General features: G+C 66.0%; 10 protein-coding genes and 2 pseudogenes. 3 read left to right on the forward strand and 9 right to left on the reverse strand.

Annotated features, from left to right (window positions below):
- Window positions 1-88 precede the first annotated feature (88 nt).
- Window positions 89-1,213, forward strand: coding sequence for a mandelate racemase/muconate lactonizing enzyme family protein (locus tag GFS60_RS09055; RefSeq protein ID WP_159920551.1), 1,125 nt, complete (start codon window positions 89-91; stop codon window positions 1,211-1,213).
- A 312-nt stretch (window positions 1,214-1,525) separates the two neighbouring features.
- On the opposite strand, the pseudogene GFS60_RS39035 reads toward GFS60_RS09055, so the two are convergent.
- The 5 genes and pseudogenes from GFS60_RS39035 to GFS60_RS09080 form a co-directional block, all read right to left on the reverse strand.
- Window positions 1,526-1,894 (reverse strand): annotated as a pseudogene (locus GFS60_RS39035) (hypothetical protein); the annotation flags it as partial.
- A gap of 34 nt (window positions 1,895-1,928) precedes the next feature.
- Window positions 1,929-2,279 (reverse strand): dihydroxy-acid dehydratase domain-containing protein, encoded by a 351-nt coding sequence (locus GFS60_RS09065; protein WP_159926998.1) that lies wholly within the window; start codon window positions 2,277-2,279, stop codon window positions 1,929-1,931.
- 100 nt (window positions 2,280-2,379) lie between these two features.
- Window positions 2,380-2,544, reverse strand: a pseudogene (locus GFS60_RS39040) (dihydroxy-acid dehydratase domain-containing protein); the annotation flags it as partial.
- 218 nt (window positions 2,545-2,762) lie between these two features.
- Entirely contained in the window at window positions 2,763-3,842 is a 1,080-nt protein-coding gene (locus GFS60_RS09075) for an alcohol dehydrogenase family protein (RefSeq protein WP_159920553.1), read from the reverse strand.
- A gap of 68 nt (window positions 3,843-3,910) precedes the next feature.
- The gene (locus GFS60_RS09080) at window positions 3,911-4,798 is read right to left on the reverse strand and encodes a fumarylacetoacetate hydrolase family protein (RefSeq protein WP_159927000.1); all 888 of its coding nucleotides are present in this window, start codon (window positions 4,796-4,798) and stop codon (window positions 3,911-3,913) included.
- 644 nt (window positions 4,799-5,442) lie between these two features.
- On the opposite strand from GFS60_RS09080, the gene GFS60_RS09085 reads away from it, so the two are divergent.
- On the forward strand, window positions 5,443-6,825 hold the full coding sequence (locus tag GFS60_RS09085) for an MFS transporter (protein ID WP_159920555.1): 1,383 nt from the start codon (window positions 5,443-5,445) through the stop codon (window positions 6,823-6,825).
- Between the two features lie 113 nt (window positions 6,826-6,938).
- On the opposite strand, the gene GFS60_RS09090 is transcribed toward GFS60_RS09085, so the two are convergent.
- From GFS60_RS09090 to GFS60_RS09105, 4 genes are all read right to left on the reverse strand, one after another.
- Window positions 6,939-7,742: an IclR family transcriptional regulator gene (locus GFS60_RS09090; protein ID WP_159920557.1), complete on the reverse strand. Its 804-nt coding sequence runs from the start codon at window positions 7,740-7,742 to the stop codon at window positions 6,939-6,941.
- A 143-nt stretch (window positions 7,743-7,885) separates the two neighbouring features.
- On the reverse strand, window positions 7,886-9,415 hold the full coding sequence (locus GFS60_RS09095) for an aldehyde dehydrogenase (NADP(+)) (RefSeq protein ID WP_159920559.1): 1,530 nt from the start codon (window positions 9,413-9,415) through the stop codon (window positions 7,886-7,888).
- A gap of 68 nt (window positions 9,416-9,483) precedes the next feature.
- Window positions 9,484-9,984, reverse strand: coding sequence for a flavin reductase family protein (locus tag GFS60_RS09100; protein WP_159920561.1), 501 nt, complete (start codon window positions 9,982-9,984; stop codon window positions 9,484-9,486).
- 12 nt (window positions 9,985-9,996) lie between these two features.
- Window positions 9,997-11,352 (reverse strand): flavin monoamine oxidase family protein, encoded by a 1,356-nt coding sequence (locus GFS60_RS09105; protein WP_159920563.1) that lies wholly within the window; start codon window positions 11,350-11,352, stop codon window positions 9,997-9,999.
- 651 nt (window positions 11,353-12,003) lie between these two features.
- Between GFS60_RS09105 and GFS60_RS09110 the strand changes: the two genes are divergently transcribed.
- Window positions 12,004-13,335: an MFS transporter gene (locus GFS60_RS09110; protein WP_159927002.1), complete on the forward strand. Its 1,332-nt coding sequence runs from the start codon at window positions 12,004-12,006 to the stop codon at window positions 13,333-13,335.
- Window positions 13,336-13,391 lie beyond the last annotated feature (56 nt).

The following is a 13,391-nucleotide window of genomic DNA, read 5'->3' on the forward strand; positions in this document are numbered from 1 at the left end:
AGGGACCAGGAGGACTTTCGCCGATGCGGAACTGTGCCTCGAGCCGACAGACACACGTACGAGAACAGACGATGGAAGTGGAGAACAGATGAAGATTTCGCAGATCGAACTTTTCCAGGTGGACTTGCCGTACTCGGGCGGTGTGTATTTGCTCTCTGGCGGCCGTTCATACACCTCCTTCGATGCCTCCATCGTCCGCATCAGCACCGACGTCGGCATCCAGGGTTGGGGCGAGAGCACCCCGTTCGGCTCCACCTACATCGCCTCTCACGCGCTCGGCACCCGCGCCGGGATCGCGGAGATCGCACCCCACCTCCTCGGTCGGGATCCGCGTCAGCTCGACCGGATCAACGACGCCATGGACGAGGCACTCGTCGGCCACAATCATGCCAAGACCGCCCTCGACGTGGCGTGTTGGGACGTCTTCGGCAAGTCCGTCGGACTTCCGGTCGCCGAACTCCTCGGCGGTTCGACCGGTGTTCCGATGTCGATGATCTCCTCGATCTACGCCGGCGAACCGGAGGAAATGCGCCGCCGGGTCGCCGATCACCGTGCCAAGGGATACCGCGGCCACTCCATCAAGATTGGTGCACTCGACAGCGAGGGTGGGCCCGCCCTCGACGCCGAGCGGATCGCCGCATCGCTGGCCGACAAGCAACCCGGTGAGTTCTTCCTGGTCGACGCGAACGGTGGGATGCTGCCGGAAACCGCGCTGCGGATGCTGCGGATGCTGCCGCCGAACCTGGACTTCGTGCTCGAGGCACCCTGCGCCACGTGGCGTGAGACGATCTCGCTGCGTCAGCGCTGCCCGTACCCGATCATCATCGACGAACTCGCCCAGCAGGACGACGACATCGCCTTCGCCTCGGCGCACGATGTCGCCGACGGGATCGGACTGAAGATCTCCAAGGCCGGCGGATTGACCCGGGGCCGTCGTCACCGCGACATCTGCCGCGCTGCGGGGATGACCGTCAGTGTGCAGGACACGGTCGGTTCATCCATCGCGTTTGCGGCGATCGTGCAGCTCGGTGCCACCGTCCCGCCGCGTACGCTGCGGTGCGTCCTCAATTGCGAGGACATGGTCACGCTGCAGACCGCGAGATTCGACGTACTGACCGAGGACGGTGGCATCCTGCCCCCTACCGCCCCCGGCCTCGGTATCGAGGCCGACGAGGCCGTGCTCGGCGACCCGGTCGCCGTGTGGAGCGCTTGAGGTAGCAGCGACGCCCGCGTCGGGGTGGGTGTCGCCACTCACCCCGACGCGGGCCTCGCTCCACGCAAGAACTTGTAAGGCAACAGATGTCAGAGCCGAGCACCCTGTGCCGCATACGATGCGCGCGCCTGCGCCAAGGCTGCTTGCGCTCCTTCGTGAAGCACTTCGTAGTCCGCGGCGAGAGCGACGGTTTCGGATTCCGTTTTCGGCGCAGGACGTCGTCATTTCCTGACTTCCCCCGTAGGCGGCGACGTCCAGTCCGTGGCGAGTGCATGCCTCCACGATGGCGCGAACGGCATCGAAGGTAGCTCCGCCCAGCACATCCGAGGCGGAGCCGGCCAGGGACAACGTGAGGTCTGCGGTACCGATCAGAATCCCGTCGAGTCCGGGAGTCGCGCAGATGTCGTCGGCCTCGGCCAGGCCGTACGTGTCCTCGATCATCAGGTAGACCCGTTGAGGGGGTGCCGAGGCCGGGCGTAGTGCTGCCCGAACCGGTCCCCACGAGCGGTGCCCCTCGGGGGCGTAGCGGCAGAAGGTCCTATCGCGCCGTGCTGCAAATCGATGACGGCCCAATCGAATCCTGTTCGCACCATGAGTTCGGCAGCGAATACGGAGTCGAGTGTCAGCCATGCTCCGAGCGAAGGCGAGGGTGAATTCGAGGTCATTTCTGTTGAACTCCATTCGGTGGATGTACCGGCGACCGTCCGTGAACGCATTACCAACCTCCGTGCCAGCCGGCGGGGATCGATCTGGGAGCCAGGTCCTGCGCGGCGCCGTCTGCGGGCATGAAGTCGAAGTCGCAGCCCTGGTCGGCCTGCATGATGTGGTCGTGGACCAGCCGCAGGTATCCCCTCGAGGGGCTGTCCGGCGCGGTCGCCGGGGCTCGCCGGTGGAACTCGTCGTCGGGAACGTCCACAGCGAGCAGCCGCTGATCGGCGTCGAGCACTACCGGGTCGCCGGTGCGGAGCCTGCTCAGCGGCCCGCCCGCGGCCGACTCCGGCGCGACGTGCACGGCTACCGTGCCGAACGCCGTTCCGCTCATTTGGCCGTCCGAAATGCGCACCATGTCGGTGACCCCTCGACGGAGTAGCTTTTCGGGTAGCGGCAGCGCCCCGGATGGACTCCTCGACCTCCATCGCCACGAGGTTGCGGTACAGCATCGCGGTCGGTTTCATCAGGCTCTCGCCCAGGCTCATGGTCGGAAACTCGACGGCGATGCCGCCTGCCTGGGCGACGCCGCGCTTGACGGCGTCGGCGAGTCCCCTCAAGTGGAAGTTGCAGCTCACCAGGTCGGACCAGGAGTTGCAGATGCCGATCACCGGGCGCCCCATCGAGGGTCCGCCTGTCGATACCGGTCGCCGCGATCGAGGAGCGATGCAGGAAGCCGGCCAGATCGTCCCGCGCGAATTACCGATCGCTCCTCATTCAGGAACACCCACCGCGGAACAATCCGCGGTCGAGCGTCGAGGGAGGCGGAAAGGTCTGTTGGACATGTAATCCCAGATCGGTACTCGTAGCGAATGGAACAGAGAGGGCCGGCCGGGCTCGGTCATTTCTCTGGGGTCGGTGGAACCAGCACCAGCTTGCCGGTGTGCTTCTTGGCAAGGAAATCTTCCTGCGCGCGAACGATGTCGGACAACGGATAGGTGGCCGAGACGACCGGACGGATCTCATCCCGCTCGATGTATCCGATGAGATTCTCGAACACCGCGTCGTCCTGGAAGGTGCATCCGTACAGCGTGAGGTCTCTGAGGTAGACCGTGCGCAGGTCGATCTCGGAGATCGGCCCACCGATGGCACCGGCGACGGCGTAGCGCCCGCCCGTGCGCAACACGTCGAGCAGTTGAGGCCACTGCGGTCCGACGACGAGATCGATCACCACATCCACCGAGCCGCCACCGAGCGCTCCGATCAGATCGACTCCCCGCTCGATGGTCTGATCGGCGCCCTGCGCCTTCACCTCTGCCGCCTTGTCGGGTGAGCAGACGGCGATCACCGTGGCGCCGCGGCGTTTGGCGAGTTGCACCGCGGCGAGGCCCACACCGCCCGATGCGCCGGTGATCAGCACACGTTCGGCTCCGACCGCGGCGCGGTGCAGCATGTTCTCGGCGGTGGAGTAGGCGCACGGAAGTGCCGCGAGCTCGGCGTCGCTCCAGTCGCAGTCGACCGCATAGGTCTCTCGTGCCGGTGCCACCGCGTACTGCGCGAAACCGCCGTCGCATTCGCTACCGAAGATCCAGCATTCGTACGGGCGATAATCGACGTAGCTGCGCAGCATGGTGCTCACGAGGACCCGTTCACCGATGCGGTCGGGGGATACGCCGTCACCGACCGCGACGATGCGGCCGCACACGTCTCCGCCCTGAATTCGGGGGAATTTCAGGGTCGTCCCGGACCAGCTGGCGTCGTCGTCGTCGACAGACTCGAAGCCGCTCGCGCCCCCGGAGCTCGTCTCGGAGGTGATCGTCTTCGAATACCAACCGATGCGGGTGTTGATGTCGGTGTTGTTGATTCCGGCGGCCGCGACCTCGATCAACACCTCGCCCCGATCGGCTCGAGGGAGAGCGACGTCGGTGCGGTACTCGAGCTTGTCGAGTCCACCGTGGCCGGTCAAGAGAACTGCGGTCATGCTTTCCGGCAACAAGGTTTGCTCCTTCTGCGTTTCAGGGGATGTGTGCTCCGGCCGGTGTACCCCGATCACACCAGCGCGGCCACCGGTTCTCTGGAGGTGAAGGTCTGAACGAGTTCGCCGATCTCGATGATGCGACTACGCAGCACGTCACCGGGGCCGAGGAACCGCTGCGGTGTCCGCCCCACTCCCACACCGGCGGGCGTGCCGGTGAACACTACGTCGCCAGGGTAGAGCTCGAGGGTGTGCGACAGGTGCTCGATCAACGCGGGAACCGGGAAGATCATCTGCGAGGTGCGTCCGAACTGGACGAGTTCGCCGTTGATGTCAGCTTCGAGCGTGAGATCGTTCGGATCGTCGAATTCGTCGATCGTCACCAGAGCCGGTCCGATCGGGGCGAACCCGCGATGCGACTTGGCCAGGCTGAACTGCGGAACCGGTCCGGCCAACTGCCGGCCGCGGTCGGACAGATCCTGTCCGATGGACAACCCCGCGACGGACTCCCATGCCCGATCGGCCGGGATGTTGCGGCCACCCCGGCCGATCACGACCACGAGTTCGACCTCCCAGTCCACCGTCTCCGAGGGAAGCGGCACCGTGGTGACCGGGCCGGAGATCGCCGAGGCGAACTTGGTGAAGATCACAGGCGATTCAGGCCGCTCCACCCCGGACTCGGCCGCGTGGTCGGCATAGTTCAGACCGACGGCAAACACCTGGCGCGGCGCCGGCACCGGCGCCCCGAAGCGACCTGGGTCGATCCCGCCGCAGTGCGTCGGGGTAATTCTGTCGCGGTTACCCGTGTACCAGGTAACGAACTCCGCCCACCGGTCGTAGATCTTCTGCGGTTCGGCGGCAAAGTAGCCGTGGCTTTGTGCCTCGACATCGACGAGGCCGCTGCGCGTCGACACCTGAAGGCGGCCATCGAGATTGATCAACCGCACCTGAAGCTCTCCCATCATCTGCTCTGCGTGTCCGATTCCGTCGACCCGGGACACGATTGTCCGGCGACCATGACCTGGTGCGTGCCGTGGTGGGGACCGCATCCACCCGTTGATAGAGGGAGCTGTCGCCCTGGATCTGCCGCGGCAGCTGACCAGTCGCGATTCCCGCGCCCGTCCTGCACATCTGCACGACTGCCAACTAATCCTCATAATTTGAACAGTACGTTCATTAATCGTAGTTGATGATAGTGCGGTGTGGATCACAGCTTGTCAAGGCGGGGTCGGGGCGTGGACGCCGGTGGGGCCAGGGTCGGCAGTCGGTGCGCATGCGCTCTCCGTTTGCGACCGTCGCGAACTGCACAGCTGAAGCGCGCTATTTGGGGGACTGCGCCCGCCGTGTCCATCCTGCTATACCTCGCATCTGCCCTGGAACGGCGACTTCACAGCAGTGGCGTGGAGATGAGTCTTGACGGGCGATGAGGCCCATGTCACACTTTTGATCGTGACGTTCACTTATTGAACGTATGTGAATCGGTTGGTGGAACCCTTGGTTCCGCCGACGCACGTGAACACTTCATCCCCGCTTTCCCCATCCCGGACGGCATTCGCACCGTCCACGTCGGCTGTCACGTCGACGCGCACCAGCAAGGAGTGACCTGGTGACGATTACCAACACCGATTCCGTCGGAGAGTATGAGGACGGTCCTGTCGGCACGAAGGCCGACCAGGGTCCGGTCGATAAGAAACGGTTCCTGGTGAAGCTGACCGGCGTGATCGCCGGTGGCATGTTCATCGACGGGTACATCCTGGGCATCGTCGGCACCGTCATCGGTGCCATCACCCTCGATCTGAATATGTCGCTGTTCTGGGAAGGACTCATCGGTGCCTCCGCGCTGATCGGCATCTTCGTCGGCGGCCCCCTGGGTGGCTGGCTCGCCGACAAGCTCGGCCGTAAGCCACTGTTCGCGATCGACCTGGCGATCTTCATCGTCGGGTCGGTGATGCAGTTCTTTGTGGACTCGGCCTGGCAACTGTTCGCCGTCCGGTTGTTGATGGGCATCGCGATCGGCGCCGACTACTCGGTGGGTTGGCCGTTGCTCGCTGAATTCGCGCCCAGGAGGTTGCGCGGCAAGTTGCTGGCGATGAACGAAGTCGCGTGGTACGTCGGATTCATGGCCGCGTTCGTGGCCGGCTACGTGATGACCACCGTGTGGTCCCTCGACTGGCGCATCGTGCTCGGCTCGAGCACGCTTCCGGCGGTGATCTTGTTCCTCGCCCGGCTGGGTATGCCCGAATCCCCGCGTTGGCTGATGAACAAGGGCCGCACCGAAGAGGCTCATCAGATCGCTCACGACTACCTCGAGGATCCGTCGGATGTGGTCGACATCGGCAACGAGGGCACCCGCAAGGGCACGTTCGGGATGCTGTTCTCCCCGGCCTACCGGCGCGCGACGATCTTTATCTCGGTCTTCTGGTTCTGCGCGGTCGCACCGTATTTCGCGATCGCCACGTTCGCCGCCAGCGTGCTGTCCGGTTACGGCCTCGGGGACGGACTCGCCGGCGCCATCGGCATCAACGGCCTCGCCCTGGTCGGTGTGATGATCTCGGTCCTGTTGATCGAGCGGGTCGGCCGGCGGAAGCTGACTATTCCCCAGCAGTGGGTGTGCGCAGTGGTCCTGCTGATCATCGCGTTGTGGTCGTCCGCACCGCCCGCCGTGGTGCTGATCTGCTTCCTGGTCTTCGCCTTCGCCAACGCCATGTCCACCGCACTGACCGGGGTCTACCCGGGGGAGATCTTCCCGACCGAGATCCGTGGTCTCGGTACCGGTTTCGCGACCGCCTTCAGCCGCGTCGGTGCCGGTCTGGGTACCTTCCTGTTGCCGTGGTCGATGCACAACTTCGGAAGCGGAGTGACGATGGCCGTCGCCGCCGGCATCTGCGTCATCGGTGCTTCGGTCTCTCAGGTCCTCGCCCCGGAAACGATGGGCCGCAACCTCAGCGAAACCTCGGCCCCGCGCGGCGGGCAGCTCGCTCGAACCTGACCGATGCCCTTCTCGCGGCGTCGTGAGACTGCGTCGTCAGCACCGGAAAGCCGGATTCCATACCAGGACTCCGGCTTTCCGGTTTTTCTACATGATGCCGGTGAGGGGCAGGATCATTCGCCGGCCGCGTCCTGCCAAAACACCTCGACGAGGCGCTCGACGATGGCCTGCATCTGCTGAAGCGCTTCGGGGATGCGGTCACGACCGAAGCGGTAGCGGGGGCTGTTGAGGGTCAAGATCGCCACCAGGCTGCCCGAGGAATCCCGCACCGGCCGCGACAGCGAGATCAGTTCTTCTTCGAGTTCGTTGTCGATGATGCCGAACCCCTGCTCGCGGACCTGGTCGAGTTCCCGGAGCAGAACGGCACGATCGGTGATGGTGTGGGAGGTATAGGCCTCGAGCTTCTCGGGCAGCAGCGCGAGCACCTTCTCGAGCGGCATCTCGGCGAGCAGCACCTTGCCGGTGGAGCTGGCATGCAACGGATATTGCTGGCCGACCATGTGCGACGACATGCGGCTCATGATCCCGACCACGTGCGAGCCGGCGGCCTCGGCGACCAGGTCCAGGCCGTCCTGCGAATTCGGCACCGACAGCGTCACCGATTCGTTGAACTTGTCGGCCAGCTCCTGCAGCAGCGGCTGAGCGCGCGCGACCAGGCCGGCGTAGGGGTCGGCGCGCCGACCGAGCCGGGCCATTTCCCAGCCGAGGATGTAGTTGTTGTCGACCCGGTCGACGAGCCCGGTGCGTTCGAGGCTGTAGAGCAGACGGAAGGCGGTGGGCCGCGAGATCCCCACGCCCTTGGCGAGCGTGGTCACGGTGGCGCCGGTGCGCGGGTGTGCGGCCAATTCCCGTAGCAGCCGAACCGCTTTGATTACCGACTTGTTCGACATCTCCGTCGGTTCCAGTGCTTCGCTCATGCCACCCCTTCGTCGCGTCGGTGCGCGCACCACGTCATGTGGGCACCCGCTTCCACGACCACTCTACCGCCCCAGCGTTCAGATAGTGAACGCTGGGGCGGTAGCGGGAACTATATCGAGCACATATCGCGTGCTCGTGCATGTCAGGACTGGGCGCGGCCCCAGGTGGGTGATGCGCCGGCGGTGTTGACCGTGCGGGGAATCTCGAGGGGATTGCGTTCTTGAATCGGTGCGGGCAGCAGGACCTCCGGGGCGTCCTGGTAGGTGACCGGGCGCAGGAATCGGCGGATCGCGGTGGTGCCCACCGAGGTATGCGAGACGGCGGTGGTGGCGGGGTAGGGGCCGCCGTGGTGCTGGGCGGGGGTGACCGCGACGCCGGTGGGCCACCCGTTGAACACCAGTCGACCGGCGCGGGTGGCGGCGATCCGGGTGAGCCGGCGGAGTTGGTCGCGTTCGTCGGAGGTCGGTTCGGTGCGGGTGTGGACGGTCACGGTGAGGGTGCCGTCGACGCCGTTCAGCACTCGGTTCACCTCGTCCTCGGTGCCGTATTCGGCGATGATCGCGGCGGGGCCGAAGCTCTCCTCGAGTAGCGTGTCCGCCTGGGCGACCAGCTGCTCGGCGGTGGTGCGCAGCAGGGTAGGGGTGACCTCGGGCACTCCGCTCTCGCCGGTCGAGGCGGTGCCCTCGAGGAGGACCTCGACCCCCGGTACCGCGGTGGCTTCCTCGATCCGATGGTGGTAGCCCTCGGCGATCTTCGCGGTGAGCATCCGCGCCGCGGGCACCTGCTGGGCGAGGGTGGTGATCTGCTCGGTGACCGGCGAGCCGGCGGGCACCAGCAGGATGCCGGGCTTGGTGCAGAACTGGCCGGCGCCGAGTGTGAACGAGCCGACGAAGCCGGACGCGATCGCCTCGGCACGCTCGTCGAGGGCACCGGCGGTGACGACGGCCGGGTTGACGCTGCCGAGTTCACCGAAGAAGGGGATCGGGTTGGGGCGGGCGGCGGCGATGTCGAACAGGGCACGGCCACCGGCAACCGACCCGGTGAAGGCGGCTGCCGCGATCCGCGGATCCTCGAGGGCGCGGGTGCCGGCCCGGAAACCGCTGATCAGGGCGAACGTGCCGTCCGGGGCGCCGGACGCGGACAGTGCCCCGGCGACGACCTCGGCGGTGGCGGCGGAGGTGCGGGGATGGCCGGGATGGGCCTTGAGCACCACCGGGCAGCCGGCAGCCAGCGCGGAGGCGGTGTCGGTGCCGGCGACGGAGAACGCGAAGGGGAAGTTGCTGGCGGCGAAGACCAGGACCGGGCCCACGGGGATCTGGTACCGGCGCAGGTCCGGGCGGGCGCCGAGGACGAAGTCGGGATCGGCGCGGTCGATGATCACGTCCAGGAAGGTGCCGTCGATCAGTTCTTCGGCGAACATCCGCAACTGCACGCAGGTGCGGTTCACTTCCCCTCTCAGTCGAGCCTGCGGCAACCCAGTTTCGGTGATGGCCTCGGCGATCAGCCCGTCCGCGTGCGCCTCGAGGGCGTCGGCGATTGCGACGAGCACACCGGCGCGCTCGTGGGGGGTGCGGTCCTCCCAGAGCGGTGCGGCGGCGGCCGCGGCGGCGAGGATGTGGTCGAGTTGTGCGTCGGTGGTGTCCGGCTCGATCGAACGAGTGGTGGCAGTCATGAAGTGCGGGATCCTTTTCTTAAGGTCGAGGCTCGCGCCCGGGGTGCGGCGCCGCCGGGGGTGAGAGGTCAGGCGGCGGTGAGTTGCCGGATTCCGCCGAGTCGGCCCTGGTGGAAGACGAGGGGTTCGCCGTGTCCGGTGTCCATTTGCAGGACTCGGGCGATGACGATGACGTGGTCGCCGCCGTCGAGTTCGTGGGTGATTTCGCAGTCGACGAAGGCGTGGGCCCCGTTGATCCGGGGTGATCCGGACTCGGACAGCGACCAGTCGATGTCGGCGAACTTGTTGGGCTGTTTGCTCGAGAGGGCGCGGCAGACCGATTCCTGGCCGGCGGCGAGGACGCTGGCGCACAACCGGCCGGCGGCGCGGACTTTGGGCCAGCTGGTGGAGGTGTGGGCGACGCTGAAGCTGACCAGCGGCGGGTCCAGGGACAGCGATTGGAAGGTGCCGACCACTAGGCCGCAGGGGTATTCGGCGTCGGGGGTGATGCCGGAGAGGGCGACCACACCGGTGGGCAGGTTCCCCATCACGGTGCGGTAGTGCGCCTGATCGATGGTGGAAGTAAGCATGGTGGCTCCTTGTCAGATCGTGGTGCCGGACCCGGCAGCGGCGGGGGAGGAGTGGTCGGGGTGCACTTCGGTGGCGATGTCGCGTGCGGTACGCAGTGCGCTCTCGATAGCGCCGTCGATGAAACCGGCCCACAGGTTCGCGATGTCACTGCTCGCGAAGTGCAGGACACCTTCGGACGCCTGCTGCGCGCCCAGGTAGCGAGTGACCTGGTTCGGCCGGTGCATCATCCAGGTCTCCTGCGAGTACGGGTCGCTCATCCAGTCGTGCCCGGTCACCTCGAGGACGTCGAGATCGTCACGCCAGACGGTCAGTGCCTGTTGGACGGCGTCGCGGTCGTTCGGATCCAGCCGCGTCGAGTCGGCACCGAAAGCCACCAGTACCGCGTCGTCGTCGCCGAGGTACTCGGTGCGCACGACCGACAGTGGGTGGGCGGCGGAGGAGTACCCGAAGAAGGGAGTGATCGGACCCCGCACCCGGATCCAGCACTTGACGCCCTGGGAGGCCGCCTTCTCCTTGCTTGCCGCGCGCTTGCCGTCGTTGAGTGGTGGGGTGATGTCGAGGTCGCCGAGGATGTTCTGCGGCACGGTGATCACTACGCGGCGCGCCGTGACGACCCGACCGTCGGCCAGGTGCACGTGAGCGCGTTCGGCGTCGTGCTCGATGCGGGAGACCTCCGCGCCGGTGTGCAGGTCCGCGGTTGTGTCGGCGGCGATCGCTGCCACCAGGGCCTGGGTACCGCCGACGAGACGGAAGACCGCAGACGCCTCGTGCATCAAATGCCACGAACCTGCGGTGGCGGCAGTCCAACGCAATGCGCTGGTGAACGCACCCTCGGTGAGGGGGCCGTTGAAGTGCCCGACCCACGCCGCCTCGTTCGCCTGGTATTCGTCCGAGCTCAGCTGCAACCGATCGAGCATGTCCTGCACGCTGTACTGATCGATGCCGGCGATTCCCGGCGCGGCGGTCGGCAGATCGGGGCGCGGGATGAGTCGCATGGTGTCGGCGAGCAGTCGGCGCATACCGGGATCGATCAACTCCATGAACTGATCTAGCGTGCCGGTACGCACCTGGTCGCCGGCGAGCCAGAACGCCTGCTCCGCTCGCGGTCCGCGGGTCACCGTGAGTCCGTATCGGGTGATCTCGGCCCACACGTGCGGCTGCACCCAATGCATCCAGGTACCGCCGATCTCGAGGTCCCGACCGAGGCGGTGGTCGGTCCAGACCCGTCCGCCGAGACGATCGCGCGCCTCGAGCACCACCACACGCAGTCCGGTGTGCGACAGCTCCCGAGCGGTGATCAGCCCGGCGATGCCGCCACCGACAACGACGACGTCGGCCTCTTGATGCTGGTGGGCGCTGTCCGCCATTGCGTCTCCTTACCGTCACGAACACGAACAGAAGCCGAAGCCCGCAAGCCCGGTGCTCGTTCATAAAGTGAACGTCTCGTTCAAAAGTTCTCGGTACTGATATTGAGCCGCAGATCACAATCTGTCAAGAGCTCGTGGCCGCAGAAGACGCGCGTGATGTGTCGCCACGCAGCCGCGCCGTCCGCCCCGTTGTGGTGCCGAACCTTCGCTGGCGAAGGGCACGTACTCGTCTCGCGGAGGCTTAGGTGGTGGCAAGGCGCTACGCGGTGCCCGATACCGCTCGTTGTGGAGCTGTCGAGGCGATGTCCGGAACGGCGGCCGCGTCCCGGTCCGCCCTGCGTTCTCGCACCGTCCCGAGGGGGGTCTTGACTGGTCCTGAGTCCCATGTCACACTTTTGATCACATCGTTCAGTTTATGAACACTTGCGAGACTGAGCTGTAGTGCTCGTCCGATAATGCCCATCCCAACGACCCGCAGTTGCCGGTGAATCCCACGATTCCGGTGCCTGTGCACCATTCGCGAAGGTTGTGACATCACGTGCGAATCTCTCCTCCCCGTCTACCCGCCGCTCCGTACAGTCCGTGCCCACCGTCGTCGGCCGTGATCGTCACGTCGAAGCGCGCCGGCAAAGGAGCGACCTGGTGACCGTCATGAGCAACGAATCCGTGGACATGGACGAGCAGGCCTCGGCCGACAAGAAGCGCTTCCTGGTGAAGCTGACCGGGGTGATTGCCGGCGGCATGTTCATCGACGGCTACATCCTCGGCATCATCGGCACCGTCATCGGTGCCATTACCCTCGATCTGCAGATGTCGCTGTTCTGGGAGGGGCTCATCGGCGCCTCCGCGCTGGTCGGCATCTTCATCGGCGGCCCCCTCGGTGGCTGGCTCGCCGACAAACTCGGCCGCAAGCCACTGTTCACGATCGACCTGGTGATCTTCACCGTCGGTTCGGTCCTGCAATTCTTCGTGGACTCGACCTGGCAACTGTTCCTCGTCCGGTTGTTGATGGGCATTGCAATCGGCGCCGACTACTCCGTCGGCTGGCCCCTGCTCGCAGAGTTCGCCCCCGCCCGTCTGCGCGGCCGATTGATGGCCTGCAACGAGGTCGCCTGGTACCTCGGGTTCATGGCCGCGTTCGTCGCCGGCTTCCTGATGACCGCCGTATGGTCCCTCGACTGGCGCATCGTGCTCGGCTCCAGCACCCTTCCCGCGGTGATCTTGCTCCTGGCCCGGCTGGGTATGCCCGAATCCCCTCGCTGGCTGATGAACAAGGGCCGCACTGCAGAAGCAACCGAAATCGCCCACACCTACCTCGAGGACCCGTCGGACGTCCTCGACATCACCAATGAACCGACCCGCAAGGGCACCTTCGGGATGCTGTTCTCCCCGGCCTACCGGCGGGCGACGATCTTCATCTCCGTCTTCTGGTTCTGTGTGGTGGCACCATATTTCGCCATCGCCACCTTCGCCGCCAGCGTGCTGGAAGGCTACGGCCTCGGTGACGGACTGGCCGGCGCACTAGGGGTAAACGGCCTCGCCCTGGCCGGTGTCGTGGTCTCGGTCATCCTCATCGAACGCATCGGCCGCCGGAAACTGACCATCCCGCAGCAGTGGGTGTGCGCAGCGGTCCTGGCCGTCATCGGATTGTGGACCTCGGCGCCGCCGGTACTGGTGCTGATCGGCTTCCTGGTCTTCGCGTTCGCCAACGCCATGTGCACCGCCCTGACCGGGGTCTACCCGGGAGAGATCTTCCCGACCGAGATCCGCGGCCTCGGAACGGGTTTCGCGACCGCGTTCAGCCGAATCGGCGCCGGTCTGGGCACGTTCTTGCTGCCCTGGTCGATGCACAACCTCGGCGCGGGCACCACGATGCTCATCGCCGCAGGCATCTGCGTCGTCGGAGCATCGGTCTCCCAGATTCTCGCCCCGGAAACGATGGGCCGCAGTCTCAGCGAAACCTCCGCTCCGCACCAGCGGTAACAACCCCTGATCCCGAGCGCGGAGTCGTCGGGCTGACAACGACGTCCCCGGCGACT

The sequence above is a fragment of the Rhodococcus sp. WAY2 genome (assembly GCF_009859915.1).
In the GTDB taxonomy this organism is placed as follows: Bacteria; Actinomycetota; Actinomycetes; order Mycobacteriales; family Mycobacteriaceae; genus Rhodococcus_F; species Rhodococcus_F oxybenzonivorans.

Coding starts and splice junctions, on each gene's coding strand:
- GFS60_RS09095 (WP_159920559.1), bottom strand. CDS start 9,415: ATGACTGCCACCACTCGTTCGATCGAGCCGGACACCACCGACGCACAA.
- GFS60_RS09075 (WP_159920553.1), bottom strand. CDS start 3,842: ATGACCGCAGTTCTCTTGACCGGCCACGGTGGACTCGACAAGCTCGAG.
- GFS60_RS09080 (WP_159927000.1), bottom strand. CDS start 4,798: ATGGGAGAGCTTCAGGTGCGGTTGATCAATCTCGATGGCCGCCTTCAG.
- GFS60_RS09090 (WP_159920557.1), bottom strand. CDS start 7,742: ATGAGCGAAGCACTGGAACCGACGGAGATGTCGAACAAGTCGGTAATC.
- GFS60_RS09110 (WP_159927002.1), top strand. CDS start 12,004: ATGAGCAACGAATCCGTGGACATGGACGAGCAGGCCTCGGCCGACAAG.
- GFS60_RS09100 (WP_159920561.1), bottom strand. CDS start 9,984: ATGCTTACTTCCACCATCGATCAGGCGCACTACCGCACCGTGATGGGG.
- GFS60_RS09105 (WP_159920563.1), bottom strand. CDS start 11,352: ATGGCGGACAGCGCCCACCAGCATCAAGAGGCCGACGTCGTCGTTGTC.
- GFS60_RS09055 (WP_159920551.1), top strand. CDS start 89: ATGAAGATTTCGCAGATCGAACTTTTCCAGGTGGACTTGCCGTACTCG.
- GFS60_RS09065 (WP_159926998.1), bottom strand. CDS start 2,279: ATGGTGCGCATTTCGGACGGCCAAATGAGCGGAACGGCGTTCGGCACG.